General features: G+C 63.0%; 21 protein-coding genes. 13 read left to right on the top strand and 8 right to left on the bottom strand.

Features of this window, described 5'->3' with window-relative positions; genetic code table 11:
* The first annotated feature begins 1 nt into the window (after nt 1).
* From QYE47_RS16680 to QYE47_RS16710, 7 genes are all read left to right on the top strand, one after another.
* On the top strand, nt 2–1,246 hold the full coding sequence (locus tag QYE47_RS16680) for an FAD-binding oxidoreductase (protein ID WP_014590688.1): 1,245 nt from the start codon (nt 2–4) through the stop codon (nt 1,244–1,246).
* A 22-nt stretch (nt 1,247–1,268) separates the two neighbouring features.
* A complete protein-coding gene (locus QYE47_RS16685) occupies nt 1,269–2,051 on the top strand; it encodes an amino acid ABC transporter ATP-binding protein (RefSeq protein WP_010954443.1) in 783 nt (260 codons plus the stop codon).
* 486 nt (nt 2,052–2,537) lie between these two features.
* The gene (locus tag QYE47_RS16690) at nt 2,538–3,347 is read left to right on the top strand and encodes a gamma-glutamyl-gamma-aminobutyrate hydrolase family protein (protein ID WP_010954444.1); all 810 of its coding nucleotides are present in this window, start codon (nt 2,538–2,540) and stop codon (nt 3,345–3,347) included.
* A gap of 563 nt (nt 3,348–3,910) precedes the next feature.
* The gene (gene kdgD, locus QYE47_RS16695; RefSeq protein WP_010954445.1) at nt 3,911–4,822 is read left to right on the top strand and encodes a 5-dehydro-4-deoxyglucarate dehydratase; all 912 of its coding nucleotides are present in this window, start codon (nt 3,911–3,913) and stop codon (nt 4,820–4,822) included.
* 104 nt (nt 4,823–4,926) lie between these two features.
* Entirely contained in the window at nt 4,927–6,291 is a 1,365-nt protein-coding gene (locus QYE47_RS16700) for an MFS transporter (RefSeq protein WP_003247701.1), read from the top strand.
* Nucleotides 6,292–6,368: 77 nt separating this feature from the next.
* Nucleotides 6,369–7,922 (top strand): galactarate dehydratase, encoded by a 1,554-nt coding sequence (gene garD / locus QYE47_RS16705; RefSeq protein ID WP_014756302.1) that lies wholly within the window; start codon nt 6,369–6,371, stop codon nt 7,920–7,922.
* Between the two features lie 58 nt (nt 7,923–7,980).
* Nucleotides 7,981–9,561, top strand: coding sequence for an aldehyde dehydrogenase (NADP(+)) (locus QYE47_RS16710; RefSeq protein ID WP_070383988.1), 1,581 nt, complete (start codon nt 7,981–7,983; stop codon nt 9,559–9,561).
* A 133-nt stretch (nt 9,562–9,694) separates the two neighbouring features.
* Here QYE47_RS16710 and QYE47_RS16715 read toward each other — a convergent pair whose 3' ends face one another.
* Nucleotides 9,695–10,444: a FadR/GntR family transcriptional regulator gene (locus QYE47_RS16715; RefSeq protein ID WP_003247694.1), complete on the bottom strand. Its 750-nt coding sequence runs from the start codon at nt 10,442–10,444 to the stop codon at nt 9,695–9,697.
* A 199-nt stretch (nt 10,445–10,643) separates the two neighbouring features.
* Here QYE47_RS16715 and QYE47_RS16720 point away from each other — a divergent pair, with 199 nt between their 5' ends.
* Both QYE47_RS16720 and QYE47_RS16725 read left to right on the top strand, forming a co-directional pair.
* A complete protein-coding gene (locus QYE47_RS16720) occupies nt 10,644–11,294 on the top strand; it encodes a DUF998 domain-containing protein (RefSeq protein ID WP_070383989.1) in 651 nt (216 codons plus the stop codon).
* 74 nt (nt 11,295–11,368) lie between these two features.
* The gene (locus tag QYE47_RS16725) at nt 11,369–11,698 is read left to right on the top strand and encodes a hypothetical protein (protein WP_019436786.1); all 330 of its coding nucleotides are present in this window, start codon (nt 11,369–11,371) and stop codon (nt 11,696–11,698) included.
* Between the two features lie 31 nt (nt 11,699–11,729).
* On the opposite strand, the gene QYE47_RS16730 is transcribed toward QYE47_RS16725, so the two are convergent.
* The 3 genes from QYE47_RS16730 to QYE47_RS16740 form a co-directional block, all read right to left on the bottom strand.
* Nucleotides 11,730–12,650 carry a LysR family transcriptional regulator gene (locus QYE47_RS16730; RefSeq protein ID WP_014590682.1) on the bottom strand — a complete coding sequence of 307 codons (921 nt, stop codon included), beginning with the start codon at nt 12,648–12,650 and terminating at the stop codon, nt 11,730–11,732.
* Between the two features lie 39 nt (nt 12,651–12,689).
* On the bottom strand, nt 12,690–13,664 hold the full coding sequence (locus QYE47_RS16735; protein ID WP_019436784.1) for a quinone oxidoreductase: 975 nt from the start codon (nt 13,662–13,664) through the stop codon (nt 12,690–12,692).
* A gap of 113 nt (nt 13,665–13,777) precedes the next feature.
* Nucleotides 13,778–14,992, bottom strand: coding sequence for a YeeE/YedE family protein (locus QYE47_RS16740; RefSeq protein WP_041166952.1), 1,215 nt, complete (start codon nt 14,990–14,992; stop codon nt 13,778–13,780).
* Between the two features lie 130 nt (nt 14,993–15,122).
* Between QYE47_RS16740 and QYE47_RS16745 the strand changes: the two genes are divergently transcribed.
* Entirely contained in the window at nt 15,123–16,031 is a 909-nt protein-coding gene (locus QYE47_RS16745) for a LysR family transcriptional regulator (protein ID WP_070384482.1), read from the top strand.
* Here the strand turns inward: QYE47_RS16745 and QYE47_RS16750 are convergent, their stop codons facing one another.
* On the bottom strand, nt 16,032–16,550 hold the full coding sequence (locus QYE47_RS16750; RefSeq protein WP_070383990.1) for a DMT family transporter: 519 nt from the start codon (nt 16,548–16,550) through the stop codon (nt 16,032–16,034).
* 176 nt (nt 16,551–16,726) lie between these two features.
* Between QYE47_RS16750 and QYE47_RS16755 the strand changes: the two genes are divergently transcribed.
* Entirely contained in the window at nt 16,727–17,491 is a 765-nt protein-coding gene (locus QYE47_RS16755) for a hypothetical protein (protein ID WP_110159739.1), read from the top strand.
* A gap of 147 nt (nt 17,492–17,638) precedes the next feature.
* Here QYE47_RS16755 and QYE47_RS16760 read toward each other — a convergent pair whose 3' ends face one another.
* Nucleotides 17,639–18,220: a hypothetical protein gene (locus QYE47_RS16760; RefSeq protein ID WP_014590676.1), complete on the bottom strand. Its 582-nt coding sequence runs from the start codon at nt 18,218–18,220 to the stop codon at nt 17,639–17,641.
* Between the two features lie 215 nt (nt 18,221–18,435).
* Here QYE47_RS16760 and QYE47_RS16765 point away from each other — a divergent pair, with 215 nt between their 5' ends.
* Nucleotides 18,436–20,568: a TonB-dependent siderophore receptor gene (locus QYE47_RS16765; RefSeq protein ID WP_026031811.1), complete on the top strand. Its 2,133-nt coding sequence runs from the start codon at nt 18,436–18,438 to the stop codon at nt 20,566–20,568.
* A gap of 84 nt (nt 20,569–20,652) precedes the next feature.
* Here the strand turns inward: QYE47_RS16765 and QYE47_RS16770 are convergent, their stop codons facing one another.
* Both QYE47_RS16770 and QYE47_RS16775 read right to left on the bottom strand, forming a co-directional pair.
* A complete protein-coding gene (locus tag QYE47_RS16770; protein ID WP_070383992.1) occupies nt 20,653–21,945 on the bottom strand; it encodes a sorbosone dehydrogenase family protein in 1,293 nt (430 codons plus the stop codon).
* The gene (locus tag QYE47_RS16775) at nt 21,942–22,370 is read right to left on the bottom strand and encodes a DUF2231 domain-containing protein (RefSeq protein ID WP_019436778.1); all 429 of its coding nucleotides are present in this window, start codon (nt 22,368–22,370) and stop codon (nt 21,942–21,944) included. Before QYE47_RS16775 ends, QYE47_RS16770 begins: the two co-directional genes overlap by 4 nt.
* Before the next feature lie 164 nt (nt 22,371–22,534).
* Between QYE47_RS16775 and QYE47_RS16780 the strand changes: the two genes are divergently transcribed.
* On the top strand, nt 22,535–22,819 hold the full coding sequence (locus QYE47_RS16780; protein ID WP_070383993.1) for a hypothetical protein: 285 nt from the start codon (nt 22,535–22,537) through the stop codon (nt 22,817–22,819).
* The last annotated feature ends 502 nt before the right edge of the window (nt 22,820–23,321 follow it).

The following is a 23,321-nucleotide window of genomic DNA, read 5'->3' on the forward strand; positions in this document are numbered from 1 at the left end:
CATGCATTGCCAGACCCTTGTTCTCGGCGCCGGCATCGTCGGCGTCAGCACCGCGCTGCATCTGCAGGCACGCGGGCGCCAGGTAATTCTGATCGACCGTGACGAACCGGGCAGCGGCACCAGCCACGGCAACGCCGGGCTGATCGAGCGCTCCAGTGTCATCCCCTATGCCTTCCCGCGGCAACTGAGCGCACTGCTGCGTTACGGCCTGAACCGCCAGCCCGATGTGCGCTACAGCCTGGCGCACCTGCCCAAGGCCGCACCGTGGCTGTGGCGTTACTGGCGCCAGTCGGCACCCGGGCGCCTGGCCGGCGCCGCCGCCGATATGTTGCCGCTGGTGCAGCGCTGTGTCGACGAGCATGACGCGCTGATCGCTGCCGCCGGCCTGGAAGGCCTGGTGCAAGCCAAAGGCTGGATCGAAGTGTTCCGCGACCCCGCGCTGTTCGAGCAGGCAAAAACCGATGCCAAGGGCCTGAGCCGCTACGGCTTGCGCTTCGAAATCCTTGAATGCGGGCAGTTGCAGGCACGTGAACATCAGCTGGACGCCACCGTGGTCGGTGGCATCCACTGGCTCGACCCGAAAACTGTGAACAACCCCGGTGCGCTCACCCGTGGCTATGCGGCGCTGTTCCTGCAACGCGGCGGGCAGTTCGTGCATGGCGATGCGCGCAGCCTGCGCCAGGCCAATGGCCAATGGCGGGTAGAGAGCCGTCGCGGCCCGATCACTGCCGACGAGGTGGTGGCTTGCCTTGGGCCACAGTCAGCCGACCTGTTCAGCGGCCTGGGCTACCAGATCCCGCTGGCCATCAAGCGGGGCTACCACATGCACTACAGCACCCGTGACGGCGCTCAGCTGGAGCACTCGATCTGCGACACCCAAGGCGGCTATGTACTGGCGCCAATGGCGCGCGGTGTGCGCCTGACCACCGGCATCGAGTTCGACGCAGCCAGTGCACCTGGCAACCAGATCCAGTTGGGCCGCTGCGAGGCCCTGGCGCGCAAGCTGTTCCCGGCCCTCGGCGAGCGCCTGGACGACACGCCATGGCTGGGCCGCCGTCCCTGCCTGCCCGACATGCGCCCGGTGATCGGGCCGGCGCCGCGCCACCCAGGGCTGTGGTTCAACTTCGGCCATGCCCATCACGGCCTCACGCTGGGCCCGGTCTGCGGCCGGCTGCTGGCCGAGCTGCTCACTGGCGAGCCCCCCTTCACCGACCCCGCGCCTTACAGCGCGACCCGTTTCGACTGAACCCACGCGGGAGAACAACAAGATGACCGCACCACTGAGCCTTGCCACCCTTGCCCCCGAACCCGACCCGCGTCCGGTGCTGATTCGCATCGAAGGCCTCAACAAGCACTATGGCGCGTTCCACGTGCTGCGTGACATCGACCTGCAGGTGCGCGAAGGCGAACGCATCGTGCTGTGCGGGCCGTCCGGCTCGGGCAAGTCGACCCTGATCCGTTGCATCAACCGCCTGGAAGTCGCCCAGCAGGGCAGCATCCAGGTGGACGGCATCGACCTGGCGGCCACCACGCGCGAGGCAGCACAGGTACGCAGCGACATCGGCATGGTGTTCCAGCACTTCAACCTGTTCCCGCACATGAGCGTGCTCGACAACTGCCTGCTGGCCCCCACCAGCGTGCGCGGGTTGTCACGCAAGGACGCCGAGGAGCGGGCACGCATGTACCTGAGCAAAGTCGGCATCGAAAGCCAGGCGCACAAGTACCCCAGCCAGCTGTCCGGCGGCCAGCAGCAGCGCGTGGCAATCGCCCGGGCGCTGTGCATGAAACCGCGGATCATGCTGTTCGACGAGCCCACTTCGGCGCTGGACCCGGAAATGGTCGCCGAGGTGCTGGATGTACTGGTGCAGTTGGCTGGCACGGGCATGACCATGCTGTGCGTCACCCATGAAATGGGCTTTGCCCGGCAGGTAGCCGAGCGGGTGCTGTTCCTGGAGGGTGGGCAGATCATCGAGGACAGCCCGCCGCAGGTGTTCTTCAACCAGCCGCGCACCGAGCGGGCCAAGGCGTTCCTGGCGCAGATACTGCACTGAATGGACCGGATGGGCTGGCGCGCAACTGTGTAGGAGCGGCCTTGTGTCGCGAAAGGGCCGCAAAGCGGCCCCGGATATCAGCTTCGCTGCCGATATCGCCGGGGCCGCTGCGCGGCCCTTTCGCGACACGAGGCCGCTCCTACAGGCTCCGTGTGAGCCGAATAAATGGGCAATGGGGCGTGGCCTTTATTGCACCGCTGCAAAGACCCAACTGCGTCGTTAAATATTATTGACCAACACCCCCGCCAAACCCACGCCGCCACAGGCCCGCATCGGTTTAAGGCCCCAAAAAACGGCGTATCCCCCGCGTTAAAGCCCGCTTCCGTCGTTTGACATATCGAACGGCTCTGGCAAGCTATCTACAAGCCCCGACCGGAATCGTCGCCTCTGACGAGCCGGCAGTGCTCGGGGCTACAGGCAGCACCCAGGGCCCCGAGCCGTGCGCCTGCACAACAACGACAGGTCGAACCTGTCCCAAGGTGACATATGTCCAACAGCAACATTGGCAACAAGCAACCTTCCCTGCGCAAACCCGTCGTCCTGATGACCATGGGCAGCCAAGAGCGCAAGGGACATGACTACCAGGTCATGACCCACAAATACATTACCCCGCTGGTCGAGTTCTCCGATTGCGTCCCGGTGTTGGTACCTACCTGCTGCGGCACTGAAGACCTCGAGACCTACCTGGACATGGCCGACGGCGTGTACCTGACTGGCGCTGGCAGCAACATCGACCCGGCCCTGTATGGCCAGGAAAACCAGACCCCGGGCAAAGGCCAGGACCAGAACCGCGACCTGTTCGACATTCCGCTGGTCAAGGCGGCGATCAAGCGTGGCCTGCCCATCTTCGGCATCTGCCGTGGCATGCAGGAAATCAACGTGGCCCTGGGTGGCGACATTTACCAGAAGGTGTATGCCGAACCTGGGTTCAATGACCACCGGGAAAACCCGGAAGACCCGGTCGAAGTGCAGTACGCCCAGGTGCATGGGGTGAAGATCCAGCCGGGCAGCTGGCTGCACGACACTCTGGGTACCGACGAGATTCGCGTCAACTCGCTGCATGGCCAAGGCCTGCATAAGCTCGGCGCCGGTATTGAAGCCATCGCCCGTGCCGAAGATGGCCTGGTCGAAGCGATTCATGCGCCAAGCATTTCGCCGTTCCTGTTCGCCGTGCAGTGGCACCCTGAATGGCAAGCGGCGAAGAACCCTGATTCGATCAAGATCTTCCAGGCTTTCGGCGACGCTTGCCGGGCCCAGGTACGCAAGGCGCAAATCAAGCGCCAGCACGCAGCCTGACTTTCAGTTTCCTCTGCTTTGATCGCGGGGCGGCGCAAGGCCGCCCCCGTTTCCCGGTCACCCTCTGCTGGTCCCAGAACACTTCCCGTGGAATCGGGCGGCGGGCTTGTGCCTGTCTCCGCGATCGTTTTTTTCCTTCCCCTTAAGAGATACGATGACTGCTATGTGTTTGTCGTCGTACCTGCTGCGCCTGTGAAATCGAGCGCCGCCCGCGCGGCGCTTCGCGGGTAAACCCGCTCCTACGTTTGTTTCAGGCCAGTTATGCCTGTGGCATTTGCGCGCGAACGCCTTGGCGCATGCCTCGATATCGAGTCGTACAAACAAGGCGGTCGCGCGCGTCTGACACAGGCGATACTGGCCCGAAACAAACGTAGGAGCGGGTTTACCCGCGAAGCGCCGCGCGGGCGGCGCTCGATCTGCGCCACAACACATAAATCCAGACGGCCACCCTGACGAGAACACAAAATTCTGAAAAGGGACTAGTCATCACACAAGTTGTACGATAACTTACCTCCATCGCAAGACAACACCCCTCACCCAAGCGCCACAGGATGCCAACAACAATGAATCCACAAGAACTCAAATCCATCCTCTCCCACGGCCTGCTGTCTTTCCCGGTCACCGACTTCAATGCCCAGGGCGACTTCAACCCGGCTGGCTACATCAAGCGCCTCGAGTGGCTGGCCCCCTACGGCGCCAGCGCGCTGTTCGCCGCTGGCGGTACCGGTGAATTCTTCTCCCTGGCCGCCAGCGAATACAGCCAGGTGATCAAGACCGCGGTTGACACCTGCGCCACTTCGGTTCCGATCCTCGCCGGTGTCGGTGGCTCCACCCGTCAGGCCATCGAATACGCGCAAGAAGCCGAGCGCCTGGGTGCCAAGGGCCTGCTGTTGCTGCCGCACTACCTGACCGAAGCCAGCCAGGACGGCGTCGCCGCCCACGTCGAAGCGGTGTGCAAATCGGTAAACATCGGTGTGGTGGTGTACAACCGCAACGTCTGTCGCCTGAACGCCGACCTGCTGGAAAAACTGGCCGAGCGCTGCCCGAACCTGATTGGCTACAAGGACGGCCTGGGTGATATCGAGCTGATGGTGTCGATCCGTCGTCGCCTGGGCGAGCGCTTCAGCTACCTGGGTGGCCTGCCGACCGCCGAAGTGTATGCCGCCGCCTACAAGGCCCTGGGCGTACCGGTGTACTCCTCCGCGGTGTTCAACTTCGTGCCGAAAACCGCCATGGACTTCTACAACGCCATCGCCCGTGACGACCACGCCACCGTGGCCAAGCTGATCGACGATTTCTTCCTGCCATACCTGGACATCCGCAACCGCAAGGCCGGCTACGCCGTGAGCATCGTCAAGGCCGGCGCCAGAATTGCCGGTTACGACGCCGGCCCGGTGCGTACCCCGCTGACTGACCTCACCGCCGAAGAGTACGAAATGCTCGCCGCGCTGATGGACAAGATGGGCCCGCAGTAAGCGCTGCCCGCGGCCTGCCAGATGCCGCGCCCGGAGTGGGCCTGCCCCACTCCGGTTACAATTCGTGAGCCCGCACAAAAATAACTAGTGGGAGTATTGCCAGCATGCAAGCGACTAAGAAAACGCATGTGCGCTACCTGATCCTGTTCATGCTGTTTCTGGTGACCACGATCAACTATGCCGACCGCGCGACCATTGCTATCGCAGGCTCCAGCCTGCAGAAAGACCTCGGCATTGACGCCGTAACCCTCGGTTATATCTTTTCCGCCTTCGGATGGGCTTACGTGGCTGGCCAGATTCCTGGTGGTTGGCTGCTCGATCGCTTCGGTTCCAAGAACGTCTACGCCTTCAGCATCTTCACCTGGTCGCTGTTTACCCTGCTGCAGGGTTTTGTCGGTGGCCTGCCGGTTGCCTGGGCCGTGGTCACCCTCTTCACCCTGCGCTTCCTGGTCGGTTTCGCCGAAGCCCCGTCATTCCCGGGTAACGCGCGCATCGTCGCCGCATGGTTCCCGACCCAGGAACGCGGCACGGCCTCGGCCATCTTCAACTCGGCGCAGTATTTCGCCACTGCACTGTTCGCCCCGATCATGGGCTGGATCGTGTTCAGCTTCGGCTGGGAGCACGTGTTCGTGGTCATGGGTGTGCTGGGCATCATCTTCTCGATGGTGTGGCTGAAGACCATCTACAACCCGCGCCAACACCCGCGCATCAGCCAAAGCGAACTCGAGCACATCGAGCAGAACGGCGGCCTGGTCGACATGGACCAGAAGCGCGGCAGCGACGGCCCGAAATGGGGTTACATCAAGCAGTTGCTGACCAGCCGCATGCTGCTGGGCGTATACCTGGGCCAGTACTGCATCAACGCCATCACCTACTTCTTCCTCACCTGGTTCCCGGTGTACCTGGTGCAGGAACGCGGCATGACCATTCTCAAGGCCGGCTTCATCGCCTCGCTGCCGGCGGTGTGTGGTTTTATCGGCGGCGTCCTGGGTGGTGTGATCTCCGACTGGCTGCTGCGCCGCGGCAACTCGCTGACCTTCTCGCGCAAACTGCCGATCGTCTGTGGCCTGCTGCTGTCCACCACCATGGTGTTCTGCAACTACGTCGATGCCGAGTGGATGGTGGTCGGCTTCATGACGCTGGCGTTCTTCGGCAAGGGCATCGGCGCGCTGGGCTGGGCGGTGGTCGCGGACACTTCACCCAAGCAGATCGCCGGGCTGTCCGGTGGCCTGTTCAACACCTTCGGTAACATCGCGTCGATCACCACCCCTATCGTGATCGGCTACATCATCAGCGCCACCGGCTCGTTCAAGTGGGCGCTTGTGTACGTGGGTGCCAACGCGCTGGTAGCGGTATTCAGCTATCTGGTTATCGTCGGCCCCATCAAGCGTATCGAATTGCGTGATGCTGCCCCAAAGCCACACGCTGAGCCTGCCACCGACGGCGAACTGGCCAGTTCCCGACACTGAAAAAGCACGCCCGCACCGGGTCACCCGGCATGGGCGGATGTACAGAAGCCTGAGAACCTGACAAGTAGGGCCCAAACATGCAGTTGATCGAACACTCCGACTCGCCCCGCTACGTCCGCCTGCACGACGACGACAACGTCGTGGTCGTCGTCAACGACGGCGGCTTGGGCGAAGGCGCCCGCTTCGCCGACGGCCTGACCCTGATCGAAGGCGTGCCGCAAAGCCACAAGGTGGCCACCGTGGCCATCGCCAAGGGCGAGCCCGTGCGCCGCTACGGGCAAATCATCGGCTACGCGCTGGAAGACTTGCGCCAAGGCAGCTGGGTTCAGGAAAGCCAGCTGGCCATGCCGGCCGCCCCGGAACTGGACAGCCTGCCGCGCTGCGATGCAGTGCCACAACCGCTGCCGCCGCTGGAGGGCTTCACCTTCGAGGGCTATCGCAACGCCGACGGCACTGTCGGCACCCGCAATATTCTCGGCATCACCACCACCGTGCAGTGCGTGACCGGCGTGCTGGAACATGCAGTCAAGCGCATTCGCAACGAACTGCTGCCCAAATACCCCAACGTCGATGACGTGGTGGCCATTACACACAGCTACGGCTGCGGTGTGGCAATCAACGCCCGCGACGCTTACATCCCGATCCGCACCGTGCGCAACCTGGCGCGCAACCCCAACCTTGGCGGCGAGGCACTGGTGATCAGCCTGGGCTGTGAAAAACTGCAAGCCAGCCAGGTGATGCACGACAACGACCCCTCGGTGGACCTCAGCGACCCATGGCTGTACCGCCTGCAAGATGCCAGCCTTGGCTTTGTTGAAATGATCGAGCAGATCATGGACCTGGCCGAGACCCGCCTGAAGAAGCTCGACCAGCGCCGCCGCGAAACGGTCCCGGCCAGCGAACTGATCCTCGGTATGCAATGCGGTGGCAGCGACGCCTTCTCGGGCATCACCGCCAACCCGGCACTTGGCTATGCCGCCGACCTGCTGGTCCGCGCTGGCGCCACGGTGCTGTTCTCTGAAGTGACCGAGGTGCGCGACGCGATCTACATGCTGACCTCGCGCGCGGAAAACCAGGACGTTGCCGACGCGCTGGTGCGCGAAATGGACTGGTACGACCGCTACCTGCAGCAAGGCGCCGCCGACCGAAGCGCCAACACCACGCCGGGCAACAAGAAAGGCGGGCTGTCGAACATCGTCGAGAAATCGCTGGGTTCGATCGTCAAGTCGGGCAGCGGCGCTATACAGGGTGTGCTCGGCCCAGGCGAGCGGGTCAACCGCAAAGGCCTGATTTTCTGCGCCACCCCGGCCAGCGACTTTGTCTGTGGCACCTTGCAACTGGCGGCCGGCATGAACCTGCACGTCTTCACTACCGGCCGCGGCACCCCCTATGGCCTGGCCATGGCGCCGGTGGTCAAGGTGTGTACCCGCAGCGAACTGGCCCAGCGCTGGCCCGACCTGATCGACATCGACGCCGGTCGCATCGCCAGTGGTCGCTCGACCATCGAGGAGCTGGGTTGGGAGCTGTTCCATTACTACCTGGACGTGGCCAGTGGCCGCAAGCAAACCTGGGCCGAGCAACACCGGCTGCACAACGACATCACCCTGTTCAACCCGGCGCCCATTACCTGATGCCGCAGCCTTGACCACGCATTCACACACGCCACCCTCAAGCCCACAGGAGCACCCCATGCCTGAAATCCTCGGCCATAACTTCATCGCCGGTCAGCGCAGTGCCGCTGGCCCTCAGCGCCTGCAGAGCCTGGACGCCAGCACTGGCGAAGCCCTGCCCTACAGCTTTGCCCAGGCCACCGAAGCCGAAGTGGACCAGGCCGCCAAGGCCGCTGCCGCAGCCTTCGCCGAGTTCCGCCAACTGGCCCCGGCACGTCGGGCCGAGTTCCTCGACGCCATCGCCGCTGAACTCGACGAACTGGATGACGCCTTCGTCGCCATCGTCTGCCGCGAAACCGCCCTGCCCGCCGCCCGCATCCAGGGCGAGCGCGGCCGCACCAGCGGGCAGATGCGCCTGTTCGCCCAAGTGCTGCGCCGCGGCGACTTCCTCGGCGCGCGCATCGACCTGGCACTGCCCGAGCGCCAGCCGCTGCCACGCGTAGACCTGCGCCAGATGCGCATCGGCGTAGGCCCGGTCGCCGTGTTCGGGGCCAGCAACTTCCCGCTGGCCTTCTCCACCGCCGGGGGTGATACCGCCGCCGCCCTGGCCGCAGGCTGCCCGGTGGTATTCAAGGCGCACAGCGGCCACATGGCCACGGCCGACCTGGTGGGCTGCGCCATCGTGCGCGCCGCTGAGCGGACCGGCATGCCCAAGGGCGTTTTCAACATGGTATTTGGTGGCGGCGTGGGCGAGTGGCTGGTCAAGCACCCCGCCATCCAGGCGGTTGGCTTCACTGGCTCGCTGAAAGGCGGCGATGCCCTTTGCCGCATGGCCGCTGAGCGCCCGCAGCCAATCCCGGTATTTGCCGAGATGTCGAGCATCAACCCGGTCATCATCCTGCCGGGCGCCCTGGCCAAGCGTGGCGAGGCCATTGCCCGCGAGTTGGCGGGGTCCGTGTGCATGGGCGCCGGGCAGTTCTGCACCAACCCTGGGTTGGTGATTGGCCTGCAGTCACCACAGTACAGCCAGCTGCTCGCCGACCTTGGCCAGTACCTGGACCAGCAAGCCGGGCAAACCATGCTCAACGCTGGCGGCCTGCGCAGCTACGTTGGCGGCCTTGAACACCTGCATGCCCATGCCGGTATCGAGCATGTAGCCGGCCAGGCGCAGGAAGGCAACCAGGCGCGCGCTCAGCTGTTCAAGGCCGATGCACGCCTGCTGGTCGAGTCAGACCCGCTGTTGCAGGAAGAAGTGTTTGGGCCCACCACCGTGGCTGTAGAGGTGCAGGACAACGACCAACTGCGCGACGCGCTGCTCGGCCTGCGTGGCCAGCTGACCGCGACGCTGATCGGCGAGACGGAGGACTTCGATGCCTTCGCCTGGCTGGTGCCGTTGCTGGAGGAGAAAGTCGGGCGAATCCTGGTCAATGGCTACCCGACCGGTGTCGAAGTCTGTGATGCCATGGTGCACGGCGGCCCGTACCCGGCGACCTCCGATGCGCGTGGCACCTCGGTCGGCACTTTGGCCATCGACCGCTTCCTGCGCCCGGTGTGCTACCAGAACTACCCGCAGACGCTGCTGCCTGAGGCACTGCGCGACGGCAACCCGCTGGGGCTGCGGCGGTTGGTGAACGGGCAGTGGAGTGACGGGGCGATCTGACCGGTTGCAAGCAACAAGAAAGCCCCGCGCACGGCGGGGCTTTTCTTTTTGACTGTACTGGCCTCTTCGCGGGCAAGCCCGCTCCTACAGGGCTATCTTGCCCGCAAAGAGGCCATTACAGGCAGAAAAGGCTTCAGGTCCCTTGCGCTTCAGCCGCCTCATGCGCCTGGCGCAAGCGCTCGCGGCTGTTGCTCAGGTGCATGCGCATGGCCATCTTCGCCCCTTCGCTGTCACGCCGGGCAATCGCCTCATAGATCGCCTCGTGCTCATGCATCAAGCGGCTCATGTAGTGCGCCTGGTCATCATGGGCCAGGCGCGCCGAGTTCAGTCGGGTACGCGGGATGATGCTGGTACCCAGGTGGTTGATGATATCGGCGAAGTAGTGGTTGCCGCTGGCCTGGGCAATGCGCAGGTGGAACTGGAAGTCCGCCGACACCGCATCAGTGGCGTGGGCCGCCCCCTCGTTGAGTTCGTCCAGCGCCGCCCGCATACCGGCCAGGGCTTCGTCGCTTCGCCGCTGGGCTGCCAGCCCGGCCGACTCGATCTCCAGGGCAATGCGCAACTCCAGCACCGCCAGCACTTCGCGCAGGGTGACCACGGTGGCCGGGTCGATACGGAAACCGCCCGTAGCCGGCGCATCCAGCACGAATGTACCAATGCCGTGGCGGGTCTCAACCTGCCCGGCGGCCTGCAACCGCGAGATCGCCTCACGCACCACCGTGCGGCTGACGCCCTCCTCGGCCATGATCTGCGATTCGGTCGGCAACTTGTCGCCGCGCTTGAGCTGGCCGCTGCGAATGCGTTCGGTCAGCACCGTGACCAGTTCCTGGGCCAGACTGCGCGGCTTGCGCCGGGTCCTTGCCTGTACCTGCTGCTCTGTCATTGCCCTGTATTTCACCTTGGAAGACAGCGCTCATCATAGCGCAAGCGGTTGTACGATCACATACACCCCGTGCGGTATTTATTGCCCATCTTTGCAGTCCCTGGCCCATGAAGAAACGCGCAGAATCACTGGCCCATGGCCTGCGTGAGCCTGTACTGTATGCTTCCACGCTCACTGTTCCATGGAAGGAATCTGCAGTATGAAAACCCTCGACCGTCTTTTGCTCGGCAGTGGCCTGCTGATCCCCCTCTGGCTGCTGGCGGGGGTATGGCTCACGGCCCAGGCCTACCCTGGCTATGATCACCTGCAACAGGCCATGAGCCAGCTGGGCGCGGCAGGCTCGCCAACCCACAGCTGGTCACCACGGGTCAACAACTACCCTCTAGCCCTGCTGTTTGCCCTGTTTGCCTGGGGCCTGATGCGGCGCTGGCATAGCTCGAAGCTGGCGCTGCTGAGTGCGGGCCTGGTGTTGCTGCATGGCATGGGCAGTTTGGGCACCGGCTGGTTCCCCTGCGACCAGGGCTGTGCACCGGTACAGCCATCTACCTCGCAGCAACTGCATAACCTGTTTGGTCTGCTGATGTTCCTCTCGCTGACCTTGGCCAGCGCCCTATGGGCGTGGCTAGGCAACCGCCTTGCCGGCTCCCCCGCCCTGGCGCTGTTTTCCCTGGCTTGCGTGGTGTTGGCGATCATCACCGTCGCGTTGATGGGCCAAGCGGCGCAGAGTGGCCAGCTGTTCGGCCTGTATCAACGCCTTAACTATGGTGTTTCGGTGCTCTGGGTTGCCAGCCTGGCCTGGACAAGCCTGCGCAGGCCCGTGGGCAGCCCTCTGCGCATGGCTGTGACCTGACGGCAAATTGCTGGCCCACGGCTGCGGAAAGCGAAGGCAAACTCCGTTCTCTTTCAGATGCTTAGGACAGCAACATGCGAGTACTTCTAGCAACGATGGCCGGCTGCCTGCTGGCCACCTTCGCTTTCGGCGCCCAAGCCAGGGCTCTGAGCCAGAACGATCGCCACACCTGCGGCTGGGGCGCGCAGATAGCCGCCGAGGCCCAACAGGCCAAGCTTTCCGGGGTGACCTTGTATGCCACGCGCAAGAAGCTACAGGTACGCAAATTCCCCAAACCCTGGATGCGCATGACTGCCTTCGGCATTACCGAGCAGACGTACAACAGCCGCTCGCGGCTCAAGCCAGCAGCGATCAAGCAGACGTACTTCGAGCAGTGCGTTCAGCATGCCGTTGCAAGACGATAACTCTTTATTTATCACGCCTGCAAAGGCCGCATCAGCGTCTCCAAGGAGGGCCTGCCTTGAAGCGATCTTCCAGCCAGGCCTTGAAGACGCCCATCGCTGCCGTGTTCAGGCGCGCGGTCGGCCGTACAAGGTAAATGCCCGCCGCCTTGTCCAGCTGCCATTGCGCAAGCACCCTTACCAGGCATCCGCTGGCCAGGTCCTCGCACATGAGCCAGTCACCTCCGGCCAGAATCCCCACGCCGCGCCGCGCCGCCTCCAGCAGCGCTTCGTTGTCATTACTGCGAAGGCTGCCAGCAACTTTGACACTTGTCTGTCGCGTATCGCTCATCAGGCGCCATTCAGGAAACGATCGTAAGCCATTGAAACCCAAACAGTTATGCGCCGCCAAATCTTCCGGCTGCGCGGGTTCCCCATGCCGAGCAAGGTATTGAGGAGAAGCGCACAGGATCCGCACGTGATCGCACAGTTTACTTGCCACCAGACGATTGTCCGCCAGCTCACCAATCCGGATCGCGGCGTCGAAACCCTCGCCGATCAGGTCGACGAAACGATCGGCATACTCGGTCTCCACGATTACCTGCGGGTAGGCCAGTACAAAGTCGGCCAGCATGCCGCTCAACCAGCGTCGGCCCATGGCCGCCGGCAACGCCAGACGCAGACGCCCACGAACCGTTGCCGCACCTTCGGCTGCCTCTTCCTCCGCTTCGGCAATCAGCCGGCTAGCCTCGAGAACCTTGGCTACCAGCCGCTCGCCCTCATCGGTAAAGCGCAGCTGCCGCGTACTGCGCTCCACCAGGCGAATGCCCAGCCGCGTCTCTAAAGCACTCAGGCGTTTCGACAGCACCGTAGGGTGGCGCTCCAGTTGCCGCCCGGCGGCAGCAAACGAGCCCTGCTCATACAAGGCCAGCAGGGTGGCAAGTTCATCAGCGCGGCGACTGTCGAAGGTATCCATGGCAAGACTCGGCTCAGGGCAGTGAAATCAGGGGGCGGATCAGGCTGTCAGCACCAGCGCGCCCTCCGACCGCCCTTGCTCCAGGTACTCATGGGCCTTGGCTGCTTCAGCCAGCGGGAAGCATCGCCAGACCCGAGGCTGGACGATACCTTCGGCAACCGCTGCCAGCACATCGGCCGCGCGCTGCTGGTACTCCTCGACCGTGCGGGTGTGTGCTGCGAGCGATGGCCGGGTCAGGTACAGCGAGCCATTGGCATTGAGCGTGGCCACCTCTATGGCAGGCGGTGCACCGGAGGTGCCGCCGAACGATACCAACAAGCCGCGCACCCTCAGGCTGCCCAACGAGGCCTCAAGCGACACCTTGCCCACGCAATCGTACACTACGTCCACACCTTGGCCTTGGGTCAGCTCACGCACCTGGCTGGCCAAGGTTTCCGCGTCGAACACCAGCACGTGCTGGCAACCCGCCGCCCGTGCCCGCTCCACACTTTGCAGGCGCGATACCACCCCTATCACCGTCGCCCCCAGGTGCCGCGCCCAAGGCACCATCAGCTGGCCCAAAGCACCGGCCGCACCGTACAACAACACCTGGGTGCCCGGCCCTACGGCATAGGTGGTTTTCAACAGATATTGCGCCGTGATTCCCTTGAACAGCACCGCTGCGGCGGCCTCGTCCTCCAACTGCGGCGGCAGCGGGACCAGCCGCTCGGCCGGGAACAGCCGGCCACTGGCATAGGCACCGACCGGCCCCATCGCGTAAGCGACCCGGTCGCCCACCTGCACGTTGTGCACCCCATCGCCAATGGCCGAGACCCTGCCAGCGCCTTCCAGCCCCAGGCCTGAAGGCAATGCCAGCGCTGCTCCCCCCTTGCGCTGCAACACATCCAGCGGGTTCACGCCCATGGCCGTCTGCTCCAGCCAGACCTGGCCAGGCCCTGGAGATTGTGCTGCTACGTGTTCAAGCTGCATCACGTCGGCAGCGCCGGTGCTATTGAGAATGATGCGGGTAGCCATGATCGAATCCTGCTGAATGAGTGCTCGAGTCAGGCTAAACAAGAAGCAAAAGTTGAACAATCAGGCGGGATGCAGATGATTTCTGCACCCCTTGCAGCAATTCAGTCAGTGCATCAGCAGCCAGTCAGCATCGTAGGGCGCCGTTCACCGACGAAGAACAAGGGGCGCAGGCGCACGCCTATCAGGTTGCCGGTATAGGCCGCCACCAGCCACAACCAGCCATGTAAGCTACCCGAGGCGATACCACTGAAGTAAGCACCAATGTTGCAGCCGTAAGCCAGGCGCGAACCATAGCCCAGCAGAAGCCCGCCAATCACTGCGGCCACCAGCGACGGCAGCGGAATCTTCAGGCTTGGCGCAAAGCGCCCGGCCAGGCCCGCCGCCAGCAACGCACCCAGTACGATGCCCAGGTCCATTACCGTGGTGATGTCCTGCCACAGCGGCGCAGCCAAAGCCTTGGCATTGGCCGGTGCCTGCCAGAACACCCAGCTACCGACATCCACGCCCAGCCCGCTGAGGACCTTGGCCCCCCACAAGGCGAAAGCCGAGGTAATGCCCCAAGGCCGCCCCGCCAGCGCCAAGGTCGCGTAGTTCAGCAAGGCCAGGGCGATGGCGCCCCACAGCAAGGGCCAGGGGCCACGCAGGAAGCGGCGAAGGCCTTGGTGCTCGCTGGCAGGCAGTGCTTCAAGCGCGCCATGCCGGCGCTTCTCAAGCACCACGGTGGCCCAGGCGATCAGCCCGAACACTGCCAGGCTTGCCAGCAGCGCAGGCCCTATCCCCCAGGCCTGCACGATCGAGGTGGCCGGAAGCGACGGCAAGGCAAACCACCAGTCGGCATGGTGGGTGGCGCTGACCGAGCCGATGATGAAGAACAGCAGAGTCACCAGCATGCGCGCATTACCTCCCCCCACGGTGAACAGCGTGCCCGATGCGCAGCCGCCACCCAACTGCATGCCAATGCCGAAAATGAACGCACCGAACACCACTGAAACACCCGCTGGGGCAACCAGGCCAGTGACCGGGTTACCGAACAGGCTGCCAGCTGACAACGCCGGGAAGAACAGCAGCACCGCCAGGGTCAGCATGACCATCTGCGCACGCAGGCCCGCGCCACGGCGCTCGTTGATAAACACCCGCCAGGCCGAGGTGAAACCGAAGGCGGCGTGGTACAGCGTCAGGCCAAGCGCGGTGCCGACAAGCAGCAACAACACCTGCTTGAAGCCGGCATTGAGGTTGAGGAACCAGGCACTGGCCAGCATCAAGACCAAGGCGATCAATGGCGCGCCGAGGCGACGTGGTTCAGGCGTGGCAGTTGCGGAAAGACCCATCAAAATACTCGGACAATAGTTAAACGGACGGGGAGTATACGCCCAGCAGCCGACGCAATCGTTGTAGGAGTACACAAAGCATTTGTTAAGCTGATTCAAGTCGCCAGAAATGACCAAGGCCATTCACCCGATGGATGAACTGCGCAAGATCGACCTCAACCTGCTGCTCGCCCTGCATGCCCTGCTCAGTGAACGGCACGTGACCCGCGCAGCCCTGCGCCTGCACCGCAGCCAACCGGCGGTCAGCCACGCCTTGGCGCAGTTGCGCAAACACTTCGACGACCCTTTGCTGGTACGCCAAGGTGGCGGTATGACCCTTACCGCCCGCGCCCAATCGCTGGCACAACCGTTACAGGATGCACTGAGCAATCTCGACAGCCTGCTGGCCACCCCGCTGTTCGAGCCAGCCAGGGCCCAGCGCCGGTTCCGGCTGTCGCTGTCCGACTACGCCTCGCGCATCATCCTGCCGCACCTGCTGCGCCACCTGCGCCAAGTCGCGCCCGGGGTGGACCTGGCCATCAGCCAGGCCAGCCGTGAAACCATGTTGGCGCAGTTGCTCGATGGCGAACTGGATCTGGCCCTGGGCCTATTCCCCGAACTGCCTCAGGACATCACCGCCCAGCCCCTGTTTGCCGATCGCTTCATCAGCGTTGCCGATCGCCAGGTCCTGCCTGCGAGCGGCGGCATGGCCCTGGAAGACTGGCTGGCACGCCCACATGTATTGATGGCCATGCGCCCGGATGCTTTCGATGAAATCGAGCGCGCACTGGCCGCCCGGGGCCTGCAACGCCGAATTGCCCTGGCCTTGCCACACTGGAGTGCTGCGGTCGAAGTGCTGGCCGGCACCGACCTGATCCTGACGGTGGCCAGCCGCGCTGTGGGGTCGTTGCGCCAGCACAATACACTGCGCCAGTTCACACCGCCACTCGCCATCCCCTCGTTCGACTATCAGCAAGCCTGGCACAACCGCAAGGACAGTGACCCCGGGCACCGCTGGCTGCGCGAAACCGTCTGGGCCTGCAGCCAAGCAGGGCGCTGATCAGTTTTCTTGCCCCTTCACAGCTGCCGTGGAATGGGCCGGTGACGCCGTTGCCCAAGGGCCCTGTACCAGCAACACTCCGCACAGGATCAGCACCACACCAGCCACCCTGGCCAGGCTAAGCGGCTTGCCACCCAGCCCCATCACCCCGTAGTGGTCGGCAAGCACTGCCGTGATGATCTGCCCTGCCACCACCAGTACCAGGAACCCTGCTGCGCCAAGTTTCGGGGTCAGTGCTGCGGCGCCGGCCACATACAGTGCCCCCAGCACGCCACCAATCCATAACCACCAGGGCCCTTGCAAGGCCTTGCCCATGTCTGGCGCCGGTGCCCGGATAATCAGCAGCGCAGCGATCACCACCAGCATGCTCACCGTCAACGATGTGAAAGCCCCCCACAGCCAATGCCCAAGTGCCCGGCCTGCCGCAGCATTACCTGCGGCCTGAAACGGCAACACCGCACCGGCAAGCAACGCCATGGCCACAGGAAGCGCCAGCAGGAGCATTGATTTACTGAACATGGCAGCCCTCATCCAAGGTATCGATGGCCACCATGATGGTGCCTTCCCCAGTACTGATAGAAATCAAAATCCTGCACTTGAACTATTCGTACCCTGCATAGTGAAACATTCCTTCCGGCCGGCGTGCGCACGGCCGGCAATCGACTGCACCGTGCCACGGCCCTAGAGGCTTAGCCATGAGCGACGAACGAAAGTCCCTGATCGACCTTGGCCAACTGCCAACCCGCAACCTGGCCGAATGCCTGGCGGTGGATCAAGCCGCCTTGGTCAACGCCTTGACAGGCCAACTGCCAGCAGCATTGGTAGAGCACCTCGCTGCCAGTGCGGCCCTGGCCCAGGCACTGGGCCTGTCAAAAAAAGTGGCGGCCATTGGCCTGGCACTGGGCAAGTGGCTGGAGCAGGCCGCCGAGTCGTTGCGCGAGCAAGTGTTCGAGCAATGCTGCACGCACCTGTCCGATACCGTGCGCAGCTGGGCAGCGTTCGCCCAGGCGTACCTGTCACGCTCGCAGCCTGCAGAAGATGCCCTGCTGGCGCAGTTTCGCTTCGCCCGCGATGACCACTTCGGCGTGCGTGAATGGGCCTGGATCGCCCTGCGCCCGCGCCTGGCCCAGCACCTTGAAGCCGCCCTGGCGCTACTCAGCCGCCATACCGGTGATGCCGACCCGCTGGTACGTCGGTTCTGCATCGAGATCCTGCGCCCGCGTGGCGTTTGGTGCGAGCACATTGCCACGCTCAAGCAACGACCAGAAGTGGCCGAGCCGTTGCTGGTACCGCTGCTGGCCGAAGCCGAGAAATACGCGCAGGACTCGGTCGCCAATTGGATCAACGATGCCAGCAAGACCCGCCCCGACTGGGTACTTCAGCTGTTCAAGCGCCATCCCCCGGCCTGCAAGGCCTCACAGCGCATCCAGACACGGGCCACCCGAAGCCTGCCGCAGTGACACACCACAAGTCGACTACACCGAACGTGCAGAGCCCCAGGCCTTGATCGAAGCCGCCGTCTACTGAGGCCCGCTCCTCGGCACCAGCCTGCCAGGACCGCAAACGGCCGATCGTAGGCGAGTAACCGAGGCCGGCAACGGCCGAGGTCAGCGCGAGGTTTCGACGCGCAGCACTTCGGTGTAGATCGCGTCAACCGTCTGGCCAACCTTGAGGTTCTTCATGCGTTTCTGCAGGTCTGGATTCTCGACCTTGACCACCTGCAGCTTGCCCTCCGGTGGCAACAAGCTCACCTCATGCGTCTTGAGGTCGATCTTCTTGATCTGAGAGGTAACCTTGACCTGGCGGAACGCCTCGCCGCCCGGGTTGGGGTTTTGCTCGGTTGCACGGATGGTACCGGACTCTTCAGTCGCTTTCGGCGCACCACCCACCTCCGGATTGAGCACATAGGCCACGGCGCGTGTCACGTAGATGTCGACTTGGTCACCGACTTTCAGGTTGGGCAGCGCTTTGGCCTTTTCGGTCAGCTGGAACGTCACATCCTTCTTATCGTCAGGGCCTTTCACCGTGACTTGGCGGGTGGCCAGGTCGATAGCCGTTACCTGTGTGGTGACATGGCTTTCCAGCGCCTCGCTCCCGATGGGGATACCGGCAGCCTGTACCGTGAAGCTGGCAGCAGAGGCCAGCGTGGCAAGGGCTACAGCACGAGCGAGAGTACGAATGGGGTTCATAGGCGTGCTTCCATGTGATCAAGTCCGAATAGGCGCGCGAAAGGCTCACGCGCTGACAAGCATAGCCATTACCAGCCGCCTTGCCGGCCCTCCCGATTGACGACGCATTTCGTCGCAGAAATCACCGTTATAGCTAATAAGAATTCTTTACACTTGCTTTACATTTGCAAATCATTACTATTCGCTACTCCGATAACAACAAAGAGTCGCCTGTAATGGCCAAAAGGTCTGTTGCCCCAGCATCCATTTCCATGCTGGGCCTGCTCGTTGTGCCTGCTGTCCAAGCTGCCGCCCAAACCGATACGCAAAGTAGCCTCGCCCTGCCCGCCACCGCCGTCACCAGCGTCTATGAGCAGCAAAGCTACAAGGCCAGTGAAAGCCGCAGCGCCATCAAGATCGACGCGCCGCTGCGCGATATCCCGCAAACTGTCAACGTCGTTCCCGAAAGCGTGATCAAGGACCAAGGCGCACAGTCCATGGAAGACGTGCTGAAGAATGTGCCCGGCATCGGCCTGTCCAATGGCGACGGCCAACGTGATCAGGTCACCATCCGTGGTTTCAGCGCCATTGGCGACATGTACATAGATGGCGTGCGTGACGACGCCCTGTACTTTCGCGACCTGTCCAACATCGAGCGTGTCGAGGTGATCAAGGGCCCGGCCGCAGTGCTGTATGGCCGTGGTTCCTCGGGCGGTCTGATCAACAGCATCAGCAAAAAACCAAGCTTCACGCCCAAACGCGAAGTCGGCATGAACGTTGACAGCGAAGGCAAACGCCGAACCCAGTTCGACACCGGCTGGGCCGACCCGCAAAGCAACCAGGCCTACCGCGTGACCGGTGCCTTCGAAGACAGCGACACCTTCCGCGATGATGGCTACATCGACCGCAAGGCCATCGCACCGTCGGCCTACTTCCGTCTCTCGGACGACCTGGAACTGAACCTGGGCGCCACCTACCTGTACGACAAACGCCTGATCGACTTCGGCATCCCGGCCCTGGGTAACCGCCCGGTGGACGTGGACCGCGACAAGCGCTTTGGCTCTGGCGATGCTGACCAGGATTACGCCCGCAGCGAGGTGTTCTCGCTTACAGCCAGCCTGGATTACCGCATCAACGACAACTTCACCCTGACCAACACCAGCCGTTACTACCGCTACGACCTGGACCGCAACAACACCTTGGCCGACAGTAGCCCGACGCGCTTCGTCACCGCGCCCGATGGTGAACTGCTGATCAAGCTCAACCGCGGCAACGTCGCCCGCGATGAGTACGGTGTGTTCAACCAGACGGAGCTCAAGCAACAGGCGCAACTGGCCGGCATGCAGCACAACCTGTTGTACGGGGTGGAAGCAGGCTTTCAGGACAAGTACCAGCGCGTGCTGAGCCAGACCAACGTGGCACAAGTACCGGTGTACCGTGATGCCTTGGTGCCGGTACCGGAGCATGCCGCCAACCTGTCTTCCAAGGGCACCAACTTCCAGCAGACCACCGGTCTGTACGTGCAGGACATGATCGAGCTGAACGCGCACTGGAAGGCATTGGTCGGTGTGCGTTATGACATCTTTGGCCAGGAGTACGACGACGACCGCGTGCAAAACATCGACCTGGATCGTACCGACAAGACCTGGAGCCCGCGTGCGGGTCTGGTCTACCAGCCAGACGCCATCCAGTCCTACTACGTGTCGGTCAGCCGCAGCTATCAGCCTTCGGGCGAAGTGTTCGCGGTGAGCCCGAGCAACCAGCACCTGGAGCCGGAAGAGACCACCAACTATGAAATCGGCGCCAAATGGGACCTGCTCGACAGCCGCCTGTCACTGACCGCCGCAGTGTTCCGCCTTGAGCGCACCAACATGAAGACTGCCGACCCGGCCAACCCCAACCTGACCGTATTGGCTGGCGAACAGCGTACCGATGGCTTTGAAGCCACCGTCAGCGGACATCTCACCGACAAGTGGCAGATCTATGCCGGTTACGCTTACCTGGACGCCGAAATCACCAAGTCCAACAGCAAGACAAATGGCGTGGCGAACGAAGGCCAGACCCCTACCCTGACACCACGCAACAGCGCCAACGTCTGGCTGGTACGTACCCTGACACCAGAATGGCGTGTGGCCGCCGGAGCGAACTACGTCGACGAACGCTACACAGCGCTCGACAATGTGGTGGTGATGCCGGGCTATACCACCTTCGACGCCGCGCTGCTGTACAGCGTGCCGCAGTGGGATGCCGCGCTGCGCCTGAAGAACGTGTTTGACCGTGACTACTATGCCTCGGCACATGGCTCGGTCGACCTGATCACCCCAGGGGCGCCGCGCACGCTGGAAGCCAGCTTCAACTACCGCTTCTGACCCACGCACAATGCCTGTCAGTCAGCAATTGGGCCGCTCTGCGGCCCATCGCCAGCAAGCTTTGACGATTTGATCAGATAGCATTCAGCGATTACGCGTCACCCGCCACACCGTATTCGCCAGGTCATCGGCAATGATCAACGCCCCACGCGGGTCCACCGTCACTCCAACCGGTCGCCCCCGGGTCTTGCCATCCTCACCGCGAAAGCCCGTGGCGAAGTCGATGGGTTCCCCAGCAGGCTTGCCATTGCTGAACGGCACGAAAATCACCTTGTACCCCACCGGGTTGGGCCGGTTCCAACTGCCGTGCTCGCCCACGAACACACCGTCTGCAAAGCGCTCGCCCATTGCCGAGGTCGAGAAGTCCACACCCAGTGCAGCCACATGCGAACCCAGGCTGTAATCCGGCTTGATCGCCGCCGCCACCTTGTCCGGGTTCTGCGGCCGCACCCGCTCATCCACATGCTGCCCCCAGTAGCTGTAAGGCCAACCATAGAAGCCACCCTCACGCACCGAGGTAAGGTAGTCGGGCACCAGGTCAGGGCCCAACTCATCCCGCTCGTTGACCACCGTCCACAACTGCCCGGTCTGCGGCTGGATGGTCAATGCCGTCGGGTTACGCAAGCCGGTGGCATAGGGCCGGTGCGCGCCGGTCTCGGCATCGACCTGCCAGACCATGGCCCGATCGATCTCCACCTCCAGGCCGCGCTCGGTGATGTTGCTGTTCGAGCCGATACCCACATACAAGAAGCGGCCATCCGGGCTGATGGTCAGGGCCTTGGTCCAATGGTGGTTGATCTCGGCCGGCAGGTCGGTGACCTTGGTTGGCGGGCCGTCGGCCTGGGTCTGGCCTTCCTTGTAGTCAAAGCGCACCAGCGCATCCTGGTTGGCTACATACACCTTGCCGTTGGCATAGGCCAAGCCGTACGGTGCATTGAGGTTCTCCGCAAACACGGCCTGTACCTCGTAGTTGCCATCGCCGTCAGCATCTCGCAGCAAGGTCAGGCGGTTGCCACCCTTGACCTGGGTATTGCCCTTGGCCTTGATCTGGCTGGCGATTACATCCTTGGGCTTGAGCTTGGCCGCGCTGCCCCCCCTGCCCTCAGCCACCAGAATGTCGCCATTGGGCAGCACCAGGCTCTGGCGCGGGATTTTCAGGCCGGTGGCAATGGCGGTGACACTGAAGCCCTCTGGCACGGTCGGTTTCAGTTCGCCCCAGGCAGCCGGTTGCGCAATCTTCATGCTCGGTAGCAAACCGCGCTGAGGCTCCGGCAGCTTCGGGTCCGGGCCATGGGCCTGGGTCGGCTCGCCGTCGCCACCACAGGCACTCAGCAATAGCGCTACGCCCAACAGGCTAAATGCATGCAAAGGCTTCATGCCACACCTCCTGAACGCAGGTTGCTCAAACCGGTCCAGGCGGCCACCACTGCGAGCACTGTCACGATTACCGACAACACCAACCCAGAAGGCATCACCGCCCAGGCGTCCTTGGCATGCTCAAAGGCATTGATCAGCCCAAGCACCCAAGTCACCAGCAGCAGCACGAAGTACAACGTAGCGCGCCCGCCCTTGCGCTCTGCGCGGATCAGATTGGCCAGCGCGAACAACAGTGCCAGCCCACAGAACACAAGGGCCCCGGCGATCAGCCAGGCGGCGAAGTTGCTCCACTGAATCTGATAGCTGTTGTAGTAGGCGATATCGCTCAGCAGCGCGCCAAGGAACATCGGCACACTGCCCGCCAGCAGCAGAGCATGCAGCGGGCTGGGCGTACAGCGGTAGAGGGTTTGATCAGGTGCGGTCACGGTGCCTCCTTTTCATTCAGTGACCCAGGGCTGATGGCCTCGCGCCATCAGTCAAGCGCAGGGTGCGCTTAGCAAAGGAGCCTCTTGACGCCGAGATAGTTCACCGCTTCGCTGTAATGAAATATCCTGCAAGGCATTTGCTGCCAAGCGCAGAAGAGGAATACATGAGCAGACCACATACGTCCTGGGCACTGGCTACCCTGCTCTGCCTCAGCCTGGCTTTCGCGGGATGCTCCAGCAACGCCAGCAAGGCACGCTACGCCACGCCTGCAGTGGGCTCCAACTGCTTTGCCAAGGCCGTCCCCACTACCGGTGAAGGCGGCCTCGCCTGGGGCAATACATTGAGCATTGCGCGTCAGAAGTCCCTGAACAACTGCGTGCGTTATGCCAGCCGCTCGGGAGGCACGCCCAAGACTTGCCAGGTGGTGATGGCCAAGTGCAAAAACTGAACATATAACAATCTTAAAGTACGAAACTTCCTACAAAAACACTGCAACTTTCACACAATATTGCGCAAACGCAATACATATACATTCAAATAAAATCTTACACTTTCAGCCTCGACCCAAAAGTAGCGATCGAGGCATTGTCTTTCACTCGAGTTCCAGATACTTGATCGCCCGCTCATCTCAGCAAGTAAGTAGGAAACTTCTTACAGCATAGAGTCGGGCCTGAAATCCAGCACAGTATGAATAACGGCCTTTCAGTCTTGTCAGTACTGCAAGTTCCCGCAGTGCGTCTCTGGTTCGAAAAGACTGTCTCTCTGAGCAAGGAGCTCGCATGACCAATGCCTCCGTCAGCAGCGCCACCTCCGGCCCGGCCTGCAGCGCACGCGTGCCCATCCTGCCAGTGCGCTACGCCATCGTGCCCCGCTCCGGCGACGCCCCCGCCTGCCGCTATGCCGATGCAGGCTTCAACCTGGAACAAGGCTTCCCCACGCTGCAGCACTCG

The sequence above is a fragment of the Pseudomonas sp. 2,4-D genome (genome assembly GCF_030418155.1).
Lineage (GTDB): Bacteria > Pseudomonadota > Gammaproteobacteria > Pseudomonadales > Pseudomonadaceae > Aquipseudomonas > Aquipseudomonas alloputida.

Excerpts from the sequence above, each read along its gene's own strand:
- QYE47_RS16730 (WP_014590682.1), bottom strand. The coding sequence starts at position 12,650 with ATGGATACCTTCGACAGTCGCCGCGCTGATGAACTTGCCACCCTGCTG.
- QYE47_RS16680 (WP_014590688.1), top strand. The coding sequence starts at position 2 with ATGCATTGCCAGACCCTTGTTCTCGGCGCCGGCATCGTCGGCGTCAGC.
- QYE47_RS16735 (WP_019436784.1), bottom strand. The coding sequence starts at position 13,664 with ATGGCTACCCGCATCATTCTCAATAGCACCGGCGCTGCCGACGTGATG.
- QYE47_RS16780 (WP_070383993.1), top strand. The coding sequence starts at position 22,535 with ATGAGCAGACCACATACGTCCTGGGCACTGGCTACCCTGCTCTGCCTC.
- QYE47_RS16685 (WP_010954443.1), top strand. The coding sequence starts at position 1,269 with ATGACCGCACCACTGAGCCTTGCCACCCTTGCCCCCGAACCCGACCCG.
- QYE47_RS16710 (WP_070383988.1), top strand. The coding sequence starts at position 7,981 with ATGCCTGAAATCCTCGGCCATAACTTCATCGCCGGTCAGCGCAGTGCC.
- QYE47_RS16720 (WP_070383989.1), top strand. The coding sequence starts at position 10,644 with ATGAAAACCCTCGACCGTCTTTTGCTCGGCAGTGGCCTGCTGATCCCC.
- QYE47_RS16760 (WP_014590676.1), bottom strand. The coding sequence starts at position 18,220 with ATGAACCCCATTCGTACTCTCGCTCGTGCTGTAGCCCTTGCCACGCTG.
- QYE47_RS16700 (WP_003247701.1), top strand. The coding sequence starts at position 4,927 with ATGCAAGCGACTAAGAAAACGCATGTGCGCTACCTGATCCTGTTCATG.
- garD (WP_014756302.1), top strand. The coding sequence starts at position 6,369 with ATGCAGTTGATCGAACACTCCGACTCGCCCCGCTACGTCCGCCTGCAC.
- kdgD (WP_010954445.1), top strand. The coding sequence starts at position 3,911 with ATGAATCCACAAGAACTCAAATCCATCCTCTCCCACGGCCTGCTGTCT.
- QYE47_RS16740 (WP_041166952.1), bottom strand. The coding sequence starts at position 14,992 with ATGGGTCTTTCCGCAACTGCCACGCCTGAACCACGTCGCCTCGGCGCG.
- QYE47_RS16770 (WP_070383992.1), bottom strand. The coding sequence starts at position 21,945 with ATGAAGCCTTTGCATGCATTTAGCCTGTTGGGCGTAGCGCTATTGCTG.
- QYE47_RS16765 (WP_026031811.1), top strand. The coding sequence starts at position 18,436 with ATGGCCAAAAGGTCTGTTGCCCCAGCATCCATTTCCATGCTGGGCCTG.
- QYE47_RS16745 (WP_070384482.1), top strand. The coding sequence starts at position 15,123 with ATGGATGAACTGCGCAAGATCGACCTCAACCTGCTGCTCGCCCTGCAT.
- QYE47_RS16690 (WP_010954444.1), top strand. The coding sequence starts at position 2,538 with ATGTCCAACAGCAACATTGGCAACAAGCAACCTTCCCTGCGCAAACCC.
- QYE47_RS16725 (WP_019436786.1), top strand. The coding sequence starts at position 11,369 with ATGCGAGTACTTCTAGCAACGATGGCCGGCTGCCTGCTGGCCACCTTC.
- QYE47_RS16715 (WP_003247694.1), bottom strand. The coding sequence starts at position 10,444 with ATGACAGAGCAGCAGGTACAGGCAAGGACCCGGCGCAAGCCGCGCAGT.
- QYE47_RS16750 (WP_070383990.1), bottom strand. The coding sequence starts at position 16,550 with ATGTTCAGTAAATCAATGCTCCTGCTGGCGCTTCCTGTGGCCATGGCG.
- QYE47_RS16755 (WP_110159739.1), top strand. The coding sequence starts at position 16,727 with ATGAGCGACGAACGAAAGTCCCTGATCGACCTTGGCCAACTGCCAACC.